The organism is Aequorivita sp. IT1282 (assembly GCF_058068205.1).
Genome location: NZ_JBYRHR010000004.1, coordinates 124,627 through 138,968, shown reverse-complemented (window position 1 = coordinate 138,968; position 14,342 = coordinate 124,627). Strand labels below are relative to the sequence as shown.

Genomic DNA, 14,342 nt, shown 5'->3' with positions numbered 1-14,342 from the left:
TTAATAAGCCGATTAAAGACAAGACCCCAAAGGTTTTCCACTTACGCTGAAAAAGCTTCAGCGGACAAGTTTCAACCTTTGGGGTCTGAGTAAATCAATGAATTTAGGGTTTCCCCTTTATTCCTTATCTTTTATTTTAATTTTCATTCCGTCCACATCTTTTAATTGCGCACGAACTTCTTCTTCAGTACCAGTAAAAGTTCTGTTTTCTTTGGTTTCAACACCGTTTACCGTTTTTGTGATAGTCACATTTGCAGTAACCTGGTCGTTGTTATCGTTTTTCAACATTTCAACTACAGTTTCGGTTTTGTCTTTTAGGTTTTCACCTTCAACTATCGTACTTCCAGTTTCAATATATTGAATTTGCTTTTCGGTTAAAATCGTTTTGTTTCCTTCGGCATCAATAAAGTAAACTTCTTCAGAAGAAGTTTCTGCAGCCATAACAGCGCCATCGTGATTTCCAAGAATTGGAGCGATTACTAAACCAATTAAACAAGTAAGTTTAATTAAAATGTTCATAGAAGGACCTGAAGTATCTTTAAAAGGATCACCAACAGTATCGCCAGTTACAGCAGCTTTGTGAGCTTCGCTTCCTTTATAGGTCATTTCGCCATCGATCATTACACCAGCTTCAAAAGATTTTTTAGCGTTATCCCAAGCACCACCAGCGTTGTTTTGGAAAATAGCCCAAAGCACACCACTTACGGTAACACCAGCCATATAACCACCCAACATTTCAGCAATTGCCATATTGTTCATTCCAAAAATCATAGGAACGAAAGCAATAACTAATGGAAACCCAATAGTTAAAATACCTGGCAACATCATTTCTCTTAAAGAAGCCTTCGTTGAAATAGCTACACATTTATCGTATTCTGGTTTGCCCGTACCTTCCATAATTCCTGGAATCTCGCGGAACTGTCTTCTTACTTCATTCACCATTTGCATTGCAGCTTTACCAACGGCATTCATCGCTAATGCAGAGAATACAACCGGAATCATACCACCTACAAAAAGCATTGCTAAAACAGGCGCTTTAAAGATGTTTATACCATCAATTCCTGTAAAGGTTACATAAGCAGCAAAAAGTGCCAATGAAGTTAATGCAGCTGAAGCGATAGCAAAACCTTTACCAGTAGCAGCAGTTGTATTACCAACAGAGTCTAAAATATCAGTACGTTCACGAACGATTGGTTCTTGCTCGCTCATTTCGGCAATACCACCAGCGTTATCGCTAATAGGTCCGAAAGCGTCAATTGCAAGTTGCATAGCAGTTGTTGCCATCATTGCAGAAGCTGCAAGCGCAACACCATAAAAGCCTGCGAATGCATACGATGCCCATATAGCACCTGCGAAAAGCAATACTGAAGGGAATGTAGAAATCATCCCTGTTGCTAAACCTGCAATAATGTTAGTTCCAGCACCAGTTGATGATTGTTGTACTATTTTAAGGATTGGTTTTTTACCTAAACCAGTGTAGTATTCGGTTACCGATGAAATTCCGGCACCTACAACTAAACCAACCAAAGTGGCATAAAACACTCTCATTGAAGAAATTTCTTGAAGACCTTCGCCGAAGAAACTCATATTCATTGTTTCTGGAAGCATCCATTTTACAAGAGCAAAACAAGAAACTGCCACAAGAACTATAGAAACCCAGTTTCCAATATTTAAGGCGCCCATAACCTGAGCTTCCTTTGCGTCGTTGCTTTTAATTTTCACCAACATGGTACCAATAATAGAAATAACGATACCTACACCCGCTATTGCCATTGGCAATAAAATTGGGCCTATTCCGCCAAAACCATCGGCAATTGCACCGCCCATATCTTTTATAACGTAGTTTCCTAAAACCATTGCTGCTAATACTGTTGCTACATAACTACCAAATAAATCGGCACCCATACCTGCAACATCACCTACGTTATCACCTACGTTATCTGCAATAGTTGCAGGGTTACGTGGATCATCTTCTGGAATTCCAGCTTCTACTTTACCTACAAGGTCAGCACCAACATCGGCAGCTTTTGTGTAAATACCACCACCTACTCTTGCGAACAATGCAATAGACTCAGCTCCAAGAGAGAATCCTGCTAATGTTTCAAGAACAATGGTCATATCTGTCGTATTTGTCCAAACACCACCCATAAAGAAGTGAAAGAAAAAGATAAAGAATGCTGTTAACCCTAATACTGCAAGACCTGCAACACCAAGACCCATTACTGTACCACCACCAAAAGATACTTTTAAAGCATCTGGCAGACTTGTTTTTGCAGCTTGTGTAGTACGAACGTTTGTTTTGGTTGCTATTTTCATACCCATATTACCTGCAAGCGCAGAAAATATAGCACCGAATATAAATGCAACTACTATTAGTATATGTGTGGTATCTACAACGTATGATACAATTGCCAAAGCAACACTCACGATTACAACAAAAACAGCAAGTAACCTGTATTCAGCATTTAAAAAAGCTAAAGCGCCTTCATAAATGTGGTCGCTTATTTCTTTCATTTTACCATCGCCTGGGTTTTGTTTTAATACCCATGAGCGTTTAAAAGCCATAAAGATTAGGCCTAATATCGCCATCACAATTGGCGCATAAATCATCATTGATTCCATAAAATTTATTAATTAAGGTTGGTTGTCAAATTTTCGATTGCTAAAATAGGGAAATGGTTTGGGATACGAAACAGTAAAATGACTATTGAAAATGACGTAGGACGGTAAGACTTAAGACATAGGACTAATACAGGAATTCCACATTAGTCTTACGTCCTATGTCCTATAGTCTTACGCCTTTTAATTAAATACTAAAATGTCCCTGAACTTCAGGTGTTTCTTTGTAGCGTTTTACACATTGGTTGTAGATTTCCACCGCTTCATTTGCGTCTCCCCATCCACCAACGTCAACTTTTTTCTTTTCCAAATCTTTGTAAACTTGGAAGAAATGCTCAATTTCTCTAACTAAGTGCGGGTTCATATCGCTTAAATCGTTTAGGCTACTCCAGATAGGATCTGAAATTGGTACACAGATTACTTTTTCATCTGGTCCTTTTTCATCTGCCATGTGGAATACGCCAATTGGCTTCACTTCCATTACACACATTGGGAAAGTAGGTTCGCCACCTAGAACCAATACGTCTAACGGATCGCCATCTAATGCTAATGTTTCTGGTATAAACCCGTAATCTGCTGGATACATCATACTGCTGAAAAGCATACGGTCAAAGCGGATTTTCTTTAATTTAAAATCGTATTCGTATTTATTACGGCTCCCTTTTGGGATTTCGATTAGTACGTCGAATGTCTTGTTCATGATCTTTTCTGTAAACTATTATTTTGAGGGTGCAAAAGTACTGCTTTCTTTGTAAATAGAAAGCACCACTTTGGTTTTTCAACTGTTAAGATTGGCGTGCTTTAAAATTTAAAAGATGAAAAGAATAATAGCCAAACCCATAATATTATCATCAAAAACAGCAGATTGATACTAGAATTAAATATTTTTATAGGAAATAAAAAAACCATCATGGAGCCAAAGCCAATAAGTGTAGAGCAAATTTATGATGCCAGTATTTCTGAAGTTTGGAATGCAATAACCAACGCCGACGAAATGACACAATGGTATTTTGTGCTAGCAGAATTTAAGCCTGAGCTTGGTTTTAAATTTCAATTTATGGGCGGCACAGAAGATAAACAATATCTGCATAAATGCGAAGTAACCCAAGTAATCCCATTGCAGAAACTCTCCCATTCTTGGCAATACGATGGGTATTCAGGTAATAGTTTTGTAACTTTTGAACTATACACTGAAGGTTCCAAAACACGTTTGAAACTCACACACAGCGGCATAGAATCTTTCCCAAAAGAAGAAAAAGACTTCGTTAAAAGCAATTTTCAGGAGGGTTGGGAGCATATTCTTAGCATCTCATTATTCGATTATCTCAACAAATAACAGCCTATATTTGTTAAAAAGCCAGCTGCTACTTCTGTTAATGTTTCGTTATTTTTTGAAGGATTTAGACTACAAATTTCGCTTCAAAATTAATTTTTCGCTTTAAGGCAACTCCTTGTAAATCAACAAATTTACAGAAGTCGTTCTTCAAATAAATTTAAAAAAAATCCACTCGTTTTAGATTTCCCAAAAAAAGTTAAGAAGCGTTAACAGCTGCAATAAAAACAACAATCGTGCGCTAATATTGCAGTGTGGTAACGGCCTTGCCACGTGCTTACAAACCTAAATTAATAGCAACAAAATTTAAAACAAACTATGAAAACAAACGTAATTTTAAAATCGATGCTCGCTCTATTAGTAATAGTAGGATTCGCATCTTGTAGTGAAGACGATGGAGACACCAACCAAGAAACCTATAATACCAAGGTATATATTACCGATGGTCCTATAGATAACGCAGAGGTTCAAGGTGTTTTTGTAACCATTGCAGACGTAAAGCTTAACGGCGTTAGCGTTAATGGTTTCACTAAAACTACAGTTGACTTAAAAGCACTTCAAAACGGTGAAACTCAATTATTGGGTGATATCGATTTGGCTGCCAACACTTACAATCAGGTAACTTTAGTATTAGACGATGAAAGTGATGCATCTGGTAATTCCCCAGCTAATTACGTGCTAACTGCAAGCAACGAGAAAGTTGAATTAACTGCTGAAAACAACACTATTAACGTGAACAGTAGTTTCGACATTACTGCTAGCACTTCTAACCAAGTTGTAATAGATTTCGATTTGCGTAAATCTATTGTTGCAGCTTCAGGAAGTACAGGTTACAAATTTGCTGCACAAACCCAACTTGAAAGCAGCATTCGTGTTGTAAACAAGCTAGACGTTGGTACAATTACCGGAACAGCTGCAAATAACACTGGTAACAGCGAAATTAAAACCGTTGCTTACGCATATACGCAAGGTAGCTTTAGCGCTAGTGAGCAAGATGAAAACGCTGCCGGGGTTCGTTTTTCTAATGCAGTAACAAGTAGTGTTGCTAGTGGCGGAAACAATCAATTTGGTCTTTACTTTCTAAATGAAGGCGCATACGAAGTTCACTTTGCATCTTATGAAGACACTAACAACGACGGTGTATTTGAGTTTACTGGTATGATTGAAGCAGAAGGCAACTTAGGTTTAGACCTAATGAATGTGATAGTTTCAGCTAATACTGAAGTATCTCTTCAAGTATTGTTGCTTGCCATAATTGAATTATAGTAAGCGTTAACTAACTAACATAAAAACCTCCCTTTTGGGGAGGTTTTTTTATTTTATAAAGTTCTGAATTAACTTGACTTTTTTTACACTGTTCACTAAAGTGAATACATATTTGAAGTATTTTAGCTTACATATAACTTCAAATTATGAAAACAAGATTTTCTTTTATCGCATCCCTCCTATTTATCGCTACGCTATCATTATCGTCTTGCGGCGCAGGAAAAACTTTGGCCTGCATAGATAAAACCAAAATTAGCGATGGCCCCTGCACCATGGAATACAACCCTGTTTGCGGTTGCGATGGCAAAACTTACTCCAACCCTTGCGCTGCAGATCGCGCTGGACTTACTTCTTGGGCTGATGGGGAATGTGGGAAGTAATAGGGTTTTAAAAATATTCTATATTTCTTAAAAAAACTATTTTCATTAGGCGATAACACATCCAATGTTGTCGGTTATTTATTACCCTGAAAATGTTTGTTGATTCCTTAAAATTCATTTAGTTTAGTCCTTCGATACAAATCCTGAACTGATATTTCTCTTTGGATGCGCATCAATTTTCTCCCCGCCTAATTAGTTAAACAGGTTTTATATGACACGAATTCCGTGAATCTAAAAAAAATTTAGAATATAAACGTATAAAAGTAACAGAGCCATATATAAATGATTCAAGTAGTTTGTGCAGTAATTCTGAAAGAGAATAAAATATTAATCGCTCAACGAAGTGATAAAATGAAGTTGCCTTTAAAATGGGAGTTTCCAGGCGGCAAGCTAAATAAATGGGAAAATGAAGTGCAGGCAATAACGAGAGAAATCAAAGAAGAATTAAATATCGAAATACTTCCTATAAAAAGAATTTCTTCTAACATCCACGACTACGGTTCATTCAAAATAAATTTAATTGCCTACTTATGCGATTATATTTCAGGCGAAATTGCTCTTTTAGAACATAAAGACTTCAAATTTGTCGACTTTGAGAACTTGATGGATTATGATTTAGCAGAAGCTGACATTCCTTTTATTCAGGATTTAAAATCACTTGTACAATGACTGAAGGTATATACGAACAATTAATAACCAAGTTGGTCGCTTCCAAACTTGATGGTCTTGAGACAAATAAATACTTCATTAAAGAATCTAAGATTGACAAAGAAGAGGCTTCTCAGATTTTATCCAAGCATCTTAATAGTACAATTGGTTATGCGCTTTCTTTAATCAAGGGTGAACACGCAATTGAAAATCAAATTAAAATTGCAAACAAAATTATTCGAATTTTAAAAGACGAGATTGACAATAACCTAATTGAAGGGGACCTTGTTGAAGTAGAAGGAAGAATTCTTAAAGCTGTTTTTGAAAAAACTGATGCACACTTTTCCGACTTGGAATTGCATTTAAAAGAAATCACCCCTTATACCAGGTTAACCCATAGTGAATTATTTACAGGCGGGAACGTCGGTCTTTCTTTAGAAAGCGAATTAAAAAAAGAGATTCTTTCTTCAAATAGAGTTGATTTATTAGTGTCTTTTATAAAATGGAAAGGAATAATAATCCTTGAAAGGGAATTACGAGAATTCACAGAAAGAGGCGGTGAATTAAGGGTCATTACAACTACCTATATGGGTGCTTCGGATTACAAAGCAATTCAATTACTATCCAAATTACCAAATACAGAAGTCAAAATATCCTACAATACTGGAAACGAAAGATTGCATGCCAAAGCATATTTCTTCTACCGAAATACAGGATTTCACACTGGATATATTGGTTCCTCAAATTTTTCACGCACTGCATTAACAGACGGTTTGGAATGGAATCTGAAAATTACTACAAAGGAAGTAAGCCATATAATTGATAAGTTTCAGAAAACATTTGACGTTTATTGGCAAAACGATGAATTTGAATTGTTTAATGACGAAACACATTCTGAAAAACTCATATCTTCACTTAGGTTAGGGAAAATGCCACAACAAAGTTTTAATAACTTGGCTTATTTTGACTTGAAACCTTACCCCTATCAAAAGGAAATATTGGAACGGTTGGAAGTGGAACGCAGTGTTCACAATAGACATAAAAATTTATTGGTCGCAGCCACAGGAACTGGAAAAACAGTTATTTCGGCTTTCGATTATAAAAGATTTAAACAGGAAAATAAAACAGCCAAACTTCTATATGTAGCACACAGAAAGGAAATTCTTATTCAGGCCAGGTCAACATTTCAAGGTGTATTAAAAGACAATAATTTTGGTGAATTATGGGTAGATGGAATGGAGCCCGATAAATTCGATTTTGTTTTTGCGTCTGTTCAGACTTTAAGAAATAAAATTGATCAACTTTCCTTAAGTCCTTCGTATTATGATTTTATAATTGTAGATGAAGTTCATCATATTTCAGCTTCAAGTTATCGACCAATTCTCAATCATTTTAAACCAACAATTCTTTTAGGCTTAACTGCTACTCCAGAGAGAATGGATAATGAAAACATTCTCGACGATTTTTGTGATAGAATTGCAGCAGAAATAAGGTTACCAGAAGCCTTAAACAGAAAGCTTTTATGTCCATTTCAATATTTCGGAATTTCAGATAGTATGGATTTGTCCAAGGTTAGTTGGCAAAATGGAAGATATGTACCAAGTGAATTAACGAAATTGTATTTAGCAAATGACAGACGTGTTAGTGAAATACTAAACAACGTTAATAAATATCTAAGAGACATAAACGATGTTAGAGCACTGGGTTTCTGTGTAACTATTGAGCATGCCAAATATATGGCCGAAAAGTTCACATTAGCCAATTTAAAAGCGCATTATTTAACCAGTGAAAACTCAAGGGAAAGAGAAGAGGTAAGGAGAAGACTACGAAATAAGGAAATCAACTATCTATTTATTGTGGATATATTTAATGAAGGAGTCGACATCCCTGAAATTGACACAGTTTTGTTTTTGAGACCAACAGAAAGTCTAACGGTATTCCTACAACAATTAGGAAGAGGACTTAGGTTATCTGAAGGCAAAGAATGTTTAACTGTATTGGATTTCGTGGCTAATGCAAGACCTGAATATAATTTTGAAAATAAATTCAGGGCATTAATTGGTAAAACAATTACTCCTGTTCAAAAAGAAATTGAAGACAATTTTCCACACTTGCCATTAGGATGTTCAATTGTGCTTGAACAAAAAGCCAAACAAAGTATTCTTGAAAATATTATTGCGGCAACAACAGTTAATAAAAGACAGCTGATTCAAAAAATTCAAAATTTTGAACACCAAACCACTTTACCCCTTACACTAGCCAATTTCCTTTCTTTCAATAATATTAGTTTACAAGCGATTTACAAAAGAGGAAGTTGGAAAAGACTACTTCAATTGGCAGGTAAGCACGACGACTTCGAAAGCAAGAACGAAAAAGAAATTGTTTCAACCATTTTAAAAAAATGGCTGTCCACTAATTCTACAAGTTATTTGCAGTTTATTTTAAATATTGCAAAACAGAGATTTGATCCGAAATTTAAATCATTCGATGAAGAGAAAAAGACCATGCTTCTTATGCTGCACTATGATGTCTGGCAAGATGCAAAAGAGTTTAACTCTTTAGAGAATAGCATACAAGCAATTGGAAAAAATACAGTCCTTGTTGATGAAATGATTGAGGTTTTAGAAATTCTAATCGATGAAATTAGTTTTAAAGAAATAGACATCGATCTTCCGTATAAACAACCCTTGAAGGTCCATGCACGCTATACTCGCGATCAAATATTGGTGGCTTTCGGGTTAAGTACTTTTTATAAAAAGTCATCCAACCGAGAAGGTGTGGCCGAAAACAAGGCTCTGAATACAGAAATTCTTTTCATTGACCTAATCAAATCAGAAGAAGACTTTTCTCCAACAACTATGTACAATGACTATGCAATTAGTGAAACACTCTTTCATTGGCAGTCTCAAAATCAAACACGCTCAGACCACGGTAAAGGTTTGACATATATTAATCATCAGAATTTGGATAAAAAGATTTTACTCTTTGCCAGAGAAAAAGCAAAAGATGAATTTGGGAATACAATGGGATATGTTTTTATAGGAGAAGGAAACATTGAGGATTATTATGGATCTAAACCTATGAGTATAAATTGGGCTTTAAATGAACCAATGCCTCAGTATTTATGGAATGTTTCTGCTAAAATGTCAATATAATTAGCTTTAGCATTTTCGTGCAAAGAAATATTCTTACAAAAATTTATCCCCCCTCAAACCTCCAAAACCAAGTAAGCAAAACATAAAATGCCCAAAAAGTATATATTTTTTACACGGTGACATTGAGCAGTTTTAATCGATAACAGTTTAACTCAGCAAAAATAACATTCATTGTTGGAATGTTGAATTGCTGCATTGTTGGAATTCTACCCCTTCCGTCTCTCAACTGAATACCAGGAGCCCTCTTTCCCTACTATTGTATTCGAAATAATAAAGTGACTGAATGAATTTTAGCAAACCAAGCGAAGCTAAAATTTGTTAAGATCTTAGATAGCGCCTAATAAAAAACCCAGCCTTTAGCGCTGGGTCTTATATTATAAACTTTAAACTAGGGCAACTTAGTTACCTCCAGCTTCAAGATTTTTCATTTCTTTTTCAATCATATCATAAAATTGATCGATTTTTGGAAGTATTAAAATACGCGTACGTCTATTGGTTGCTCTATTTTCTGCAGTATCATTTGGCACTAATGACACGTAATCTGCACGACCAGCAGCAACTAATCTAGAAGGCTCCACACCCAAGTTTTGAAGTTCCCTCACAATGGCGGTGGCTCTTTTTACACTCAAATCCCAATTGTCTATTAACAAGCCATTGCTATAAGGCACATTATCTGTATGCCCTTCTACCATTGCCTCAAAATTAGGTTTACCGTTAATTACTTTAGCAACTTTGCCTAAGATTTCAGTTGCTCTGTTTGAAATTTGATAGCTTCCACTTTTAAACAGTACTTTGTCGGAAAGTGATATATATACTACTCCTTTTTCAACATTTATTTCAATATCGGGATCGTTCATACCCACTTCACGCTTAAGGCTCATAACAAGGGCAAGGGTAACACTGTCCTTTTTGCTCACGGCATCTTGCAAACGAGTGATTTTGAGATCTTTTTCTTTTAAGCTTTCCAATGATTTTTCTAAATTCGTAGCTCCTTTTGAAGTTAACATGGTTAGATCTTTGGAGCTTTGAATGAGGTCGGAATTTGTTTTTTTCATATCGGCTAAACGTCCTTCAAGTTCCTGGGCGCGAGCCATAGCTACAGCCCTATCTGCAAGACAGTCATTAAGCTTAACCGTAGCTGTGTTCAATAAATCTTGAGTGTTTTTTTGTTTAGTTTCAAGTTCTAAATACTGCTTTTTTGTTACACAGGAAGTAAAAACAAAACTTGTACAAAGTACTAGAATGAGGAGTTTTTTCATGATTTTTAGGTGTTACTTTTGGTTGTTTAATAATATTCATTTACAATATAATTAAACTAAGGTTCATAGCTCTTACACTTAACAGGAGTTTATCTTTAAGAAGTGAAAAAACTCCCCCACTGGAACGCTTTTACCCGCTCTGAGCAGAGCCGAGGATAAAGTTTCTATTTTGCTGCATTTTGCAAAGCTATTCCGTAGCTATTAAGCTTTACTCTACCTTCGTATTTCATCGCTCGCATCTCCCACTTCAATTTACATTCACCATCATCCACTACACCGATACAGTCGTTTCCTTGTCTTATGTTAGTGTGTTACTGATACTTTGCTTTTTAAATCCGCGACACTTTCCATTTCCGCCTATTTATTTATCTTTACTTTTTTAAATCTTTAAAAACGTTTTGTTATGGGTGTAGGAAATATATTTGTTGCCACAGTTATCTTGTTTTTGGTTTTATTTATAATCAGCTATTTCCAGGATCGGTTGTCGTAGTGCCTTTTTCACCCCCTTTTCCGCCCCCCAAAGGGAAATATAAGCAGTTGCTAAAGCGATGGTGCTTTTGTATACGATAACATGAAAACTTGTACGTTAAAGGTGGAGAAACAACGCCTCGATTTACACCCACCACAACAAAAAGGATTGAAAGCGTGGTTAGAACGACTTTTGAGCGACGAGGGACGAACGAATGAACGAGGTTTGAATTATGAGTTTTGAGGGTTAATTCCAGGTCATTTTTTGTAGGCGGACTGCGTTTAAGATGGCTAGTAGGGCTACACCTACGTCAGCAAATACGGCTTCCCACATTGTGGCTAGTCCTACGGCGCCTAAAATTAGCACTACAGCTTTTACGCCAAAAGCAAGGGCGATATTCTGCCAAACGATGTGGCGTGTAGAGCGACCTATTTTTATTGCTTTTGCAATCTTGCTTGGTTGATCGGTTTGGATGATAACGTCTGCCGTTTCAATGGCAACATCGCTACCTAAACCGCCCATGGCAATACCTACATCGCTGGCAGCTAAAACTGGCGCATCATTAATGCCATCGCCAATAAAAGCAACTTTATTTTTATTTTCAGACATCAGTTTTTCAACCTCATCTAATTTATCTTCGGGGAGCATTCCTCCTTTAGCCCAATCCACTCCCAATTCTGCTGCAACTTGCTGTGTTATGGAATCTTTATCGCCAGAGAGCATTATTATTTTTGAAATGCCTGCATCACGGATTTGCTTGATAGCTTGGTGTGCATCATCTTTTAATTCATCTGCAATAATTACATAACCAGCGAATTTATCTTCAATGGCAATCATAACGATGGATTCCACAATAGTATTTGTTTCTGTCGGAACTTCGATGTTGTTTGAAGTCAGCAATGCTTTGTTTCCAACCAAAACGGTTTTCCCATTTACCGTTCCTTTCAATCCTTTACCAGCAATTTCAGATACGTTTGAAGCTTTATAAGTATTGCCATCGATTTTGTATTCCATAATGGCTTTGGCGATGGGATGAGTGGATTGCCCTTCCATTGCCATGAGGTATTTCATTATCTCGACTTCGCTCGATACAGGCATCTCGGCTTCGCTTGTGCCTACAGATTTTATCTCCTTTATTTTGAAAACACCCTTAGTCACCGTGCCGGTTTTATCCATTACTACGGTAGTTACTTTGGTCATTTCATCTAAAAAGGAAGCACCTTTAAATAGAATTCCATTTTTTGAAGCTGCGCCCAAGCCTCCGAAATAGCCTAAGGGAATTGAAATTACTAAAGCACAGGGACAGGAAATAACCAAGAAAATAAGGGCTCTGTACAACCAATCCTGAAACACATAATCTGCTACAAAAAAGTAAGGCAACAAGGTGAGGCCAATGGCGAGAAAAACAACAATGGGGGTGTAAACCCTAGCAAATTTTCGAATAAACAATTCGGTTTTGGATTTGCGCGCCGTAGCATTTTGCACCATATTTAAAATTCGAGCGATGGAACTATCTTTGAATTCTTTGGTGGTTTCAATTTCAATTACTCCATCTAGATTGATGCTTCCGGCAAAGACTTTTCCGCCTTTTGCAATGGTATCTGGTTTGCTTTCGCCCGTTAATGCCGCTGTGTTGAAGGATCCTTTTTCAGAAATTAAAACACCGTCCAAAGGTATTTTCTCGCCCACACGCACTTGCACTTTTTCGCCAATGGCAACCGATTCTGGGTTTACTGAAATAAAATTGTTATTTCGAAATACCAAGGCTTCATTCGGCCTTACATCTAGCAAAGCTTTTATATTTCCTTTTGCCTTTTTTACCGCGGCACTTTGAAAAAGTTCACCCACGGCATAAAACAACATTACTGCCACACCTTCTGGATATTGCCCAATGGCAAACGCACCCACTGTAGCGATGGACATTAATAGAAATTCTGTGAAGAAATCGCCTTTATTAATGCTTTTCCAACCTTCTTGAATCACAGGAAAACCTACGGGAAGATATGCCACTGAATACCAAACAATACGTATCCAATCTTTAAAAAATATCACTTCGAAGTAATCCATCGCAATTCCAACAATCAACAGTATAAAACTGAAGATAGCAGGAAGATATAATTTGAAATTCGCAGCCTTAGCGTGCGAATGGCCGTCATTGTGAGTGTGCTGTCCCGAATGCTTTTTGATATCGATATCGCGAAGGTTTGTCTTTTTCTTACTCATCTATTTTAGTTAGATAATATTTCAGCTTTTATTTTTTTTAGGGATAATTCTGTCAATTCTAAACTTACAAAAAATTCGACTACCGCTACCGCTTCATTTATATCATTATGATTGGTTTAACAGAAGTTATTGGGCTTTCAGATTTCAAAAAAAAATCACTCCCCCTTAAAACTCCGAAACCGTGTAAGAAAAACAAAAAAGGCTCCATAGGATATAAAGCCTATTGCTGTAACCGCCATTAAAATCCTTCCAAATGTAGATCGATCTAAAAAGGCAAAAGCGTCTTGTATGCCTTTTATATCATTATTACCGGTATAGATACCAGCATGAAGAAAGAAATAGGCAATTATGGCTACCACAAAAGCACGGGCATAAAAACCAAACTGCCCAACTACCCTAATAAATGCGGAACCTTTTCGACCTTCTAAATTAAATTGATCTAAGAGACCACCTCTTATAACCCCTAAAATTAGCACCACAGCTTGTAAAGCGAGGATAATGCCAATGGCTATAAAAAGATAGGACAATGTAATAGGGCCCACAAAATCTAAATATCTAGAATTCGAACCATTATCAACGGGATAGGTAAATAAATGGTAAAAGCACAGAAAAGCTATTACCACATAAACCAAACCAGTTGTAAAAAGTCCGAAACGACGCAATTTTGCTTTTCGGCCGGAGCCAATATTCTCCGGATCTTTAATACTTTGTACAAACATCCAAAAAGAGTAACACAACAAACCGCTGCCTAACAGCAATAATAACACTCGCCCAAAGGGTTGTTTTTTTAAAAATCGGAGCGCTTGGTTTGTACCTGAGCTTTCACCGCCCATATTTAAAGCTGCTAAAAGGGAGAGCGTGCCAATTACCAAGTAGATTAATCCCTTGGAAACGAAACCAACAATAGCGGCAACTTTAAAAGATTTATTCACGGAGACGTTTTTGGTTTTTTAAAATCTGTGGGCAAAGATAGTATTAGTGGGAAGATAT

At 36.6% G+C, this 14,342-nt stretch carries 10 protein-coding genes; 5 read left to right on the top strand and 5 right to left on the bottom strand.

The window, feature by feature from the left end; translation table 11 throughout:
• Nucleotides 1-117: 117 nt before the first annotated feature.
• Nucleotides 118-2,622, bottom strand: coding sequence for a sodium-translocating pyrophosphatase (locus AC3RVG_RS09975; protein ID WP_489691319.1), 2,505 nt, complete (start codon nt 2,620-2,622; stop codon nt 118-120).
• 184 nt (nt 2,623-2,806) lie between these two features.
• Nucleotides 2,807-3,319, bottom strand: coding sequence for an inorganic diphosphatase (locus AC3RVG_RS09970; RefSeq protein ID WP_489691318.1), 513 nt, complete (start codon nt 3,317-3,319; stop codon nt 2,807-2,809).
• 165 nt (nt 3,320-3,484) lie between these two features.
• Here AC3RVG_RS09970 and AC3RVG_RS09965 point away from each other — a divergent pair, with 165 nt between their 5' ends.
• The 5 genes from AC3RVG_RS09965 to AC3RVG_RS09945 all read left to right on the top strand — a co-directional run bounded on the left by AC3RVG_RS09965 (nt 3,485) and on the right by AC3RVG_RS09945 (nt 9,401).
• Complete coding sequence (locus tag AC3RVG_RS09965) at nt 3,485-3,955, top strand: SRPBCC family protein (RefSeq protein ID WP_489691317.1); 471 nt, start codon at nt 3,485-3,487, stop codon at nt 3,953-3,955.
• 315 nt (nt 3,956-4,270) lie between these two features.
• Entirely contained in the window at nt 4,271-5,218 is a 948-nt protein-coding gene (locus AC3RVG_RS09960) for a DUF4382 domain-containing protein (RefSeq protein WP_489691316.1), read from the top strand.
• A gap of 146 nt (nt 5,219-5,364) precedes the next feature.
• The gene (locus AC3RVG_RS09955; protein WP_489691315.1) at nt 5,365-5,598 is read left to right on the top strand and encodes a Kazal-type serine protease inhibitor domain-containing protein; all 234 of its coding nucleotides are present in this window, start codon (nt 5,365-5,367) and stop codon (nt 5,596-5,598) included.
• Between the two features lie 282 nt (nt 5,599-5,880).
• Nucleotides 5,881-6,267: a (deoxy)nucleoside triphosphate pyrophosphohydrolase gene (locus tag AC3RVG_RS09950; RefSeq protein ID WP_489691314.1), complete on the top strand. Its 387-nt coding sequence runs from the start codon at nt 5,881-5,883 to the stop codon at nt 6,265-6,267.
• Entirely contained in the window at nt 6,264-9,401 is a 3,138-nt protein-coding gene (locus AC3RVG_RS09945) for a DUF3427 domain-containing protein (RefSeq protein ID WP_489691313.1), read from the top strand. Before AC3RVG_RS09950 ends, AC3RVG_RS09945 begins: the two co-directional genes overlap by 4 nt.
• Before the next feature lie 398 nt (nt 9,402-9,799).
• Here the strand turns inward: AC3RVG_RS09945 and AC3RVG_RS09940 are convergent, their stop codons facing one another.
• From AC3RVG_RS09940 to AC3RVG_RS09930, 3 genes are all read right to left on the bottom strand, one after another.
• Nucleotides 9,800-10,660, bottom strand: coding sequence for an OmpA/MotB family protein (locus AC3RVG_RS09940; RefSeq protein ID WP_489691312.1), 861 nt, complete (start codon nt 10,658-10,660; stop codon nt 9,800-9,802).
• A 715-nt stretch (nt 10,661-11,375) separates the two neighbouring features.
• The gene (locus AC3RVG_RS09935; RefSeq protein WP_489691311.1) at nt 11,376-13,352 is read right to left on the bottom strand and encodes a heavy metal translocating P-type ATPase; all 1,977 of its coding nucleotides are present in this window, start codon (nt 13,350-13,352) and stop codon (nt 11,376-11,378) included.
• A gap of 155 nt (nt 13,353-13,507) precedes the next feature.
• A complete protein-coding gene (locus AC3RVG_RS09930; protein WP_489691310.1) occupies nt 13,508-14,284 on the bottom strand; it encodes a DUF1206 domain-containing protein in 777 nt (258 codons plus the stop codon).
• Between the last annotated feature and the right edge of the window lie 58 nt (nt 14,285-14,342).

What these genes read in the sequence shown, in the direction of transcription:
- AC3RVG_RS09970 (WP_489691318.1), bottom strand. Translation starts at nt 3,319, where the DNA reads ATGAACAAGACATTCGACGTACTAATCGAAATCCCAAAAGGGAGCCGT.
- AC3RVG_RS09950 (WP_489691314.1), top strand. Translation starts at nt 5,881, where the DNA reads ATGATTCAAGTAGTTTGTGCAGTAATTCTGAAAGAGAATAAAATATTA.
- AC3RVG_RS09945 (WP_489691313.1), top strand. Translation starts at nt 6,264, where the DNA reads ATGACTGAAGGTATATACGAACAATTAATAACCAAGTTGGTCGCTTCC.
- AC3RVG_RS09975 (WP_489691319.1), bottom strand. Translation starts at nt 2,622, where the DNA reads ATGGAATCAATGATGATTTATGCGCCAATTGTGATGGCGATATTAGGC.
- AC3RVG_RS09960 (WP_489691316.1), top strand. Translation starts at nt 4,271, where the DNA reads ATGAAAACAAACGTAATTTTAAAATCGATGCTCGCTCTATTAGTAATA.
- AC3RVG_RS09940 (WP_489691312.1), bottom strand. Translation starts at nt 10,660, where the DNA reads ATGAAAAAACTCCTCATTCTAGTACTTTGTACAAGTTTTGTTTTTACT.
- AC3RVG_RS09935 (WP_489691311.1), bottom strand. Translation starts at nt 13,352, where the DNA reads ATGAGTAAGAAAAAGACAAACCTTCGCGATATCGATATCAAAAAGCAT.
- AC3RVG_RS09955 (WP_489691315.1), top strand. Translation starts at nt 5,365, where the DNA reads ATGAAAACAAGATTTTCTTTTATCGCATCCCTCCTATTTATCGCTACG.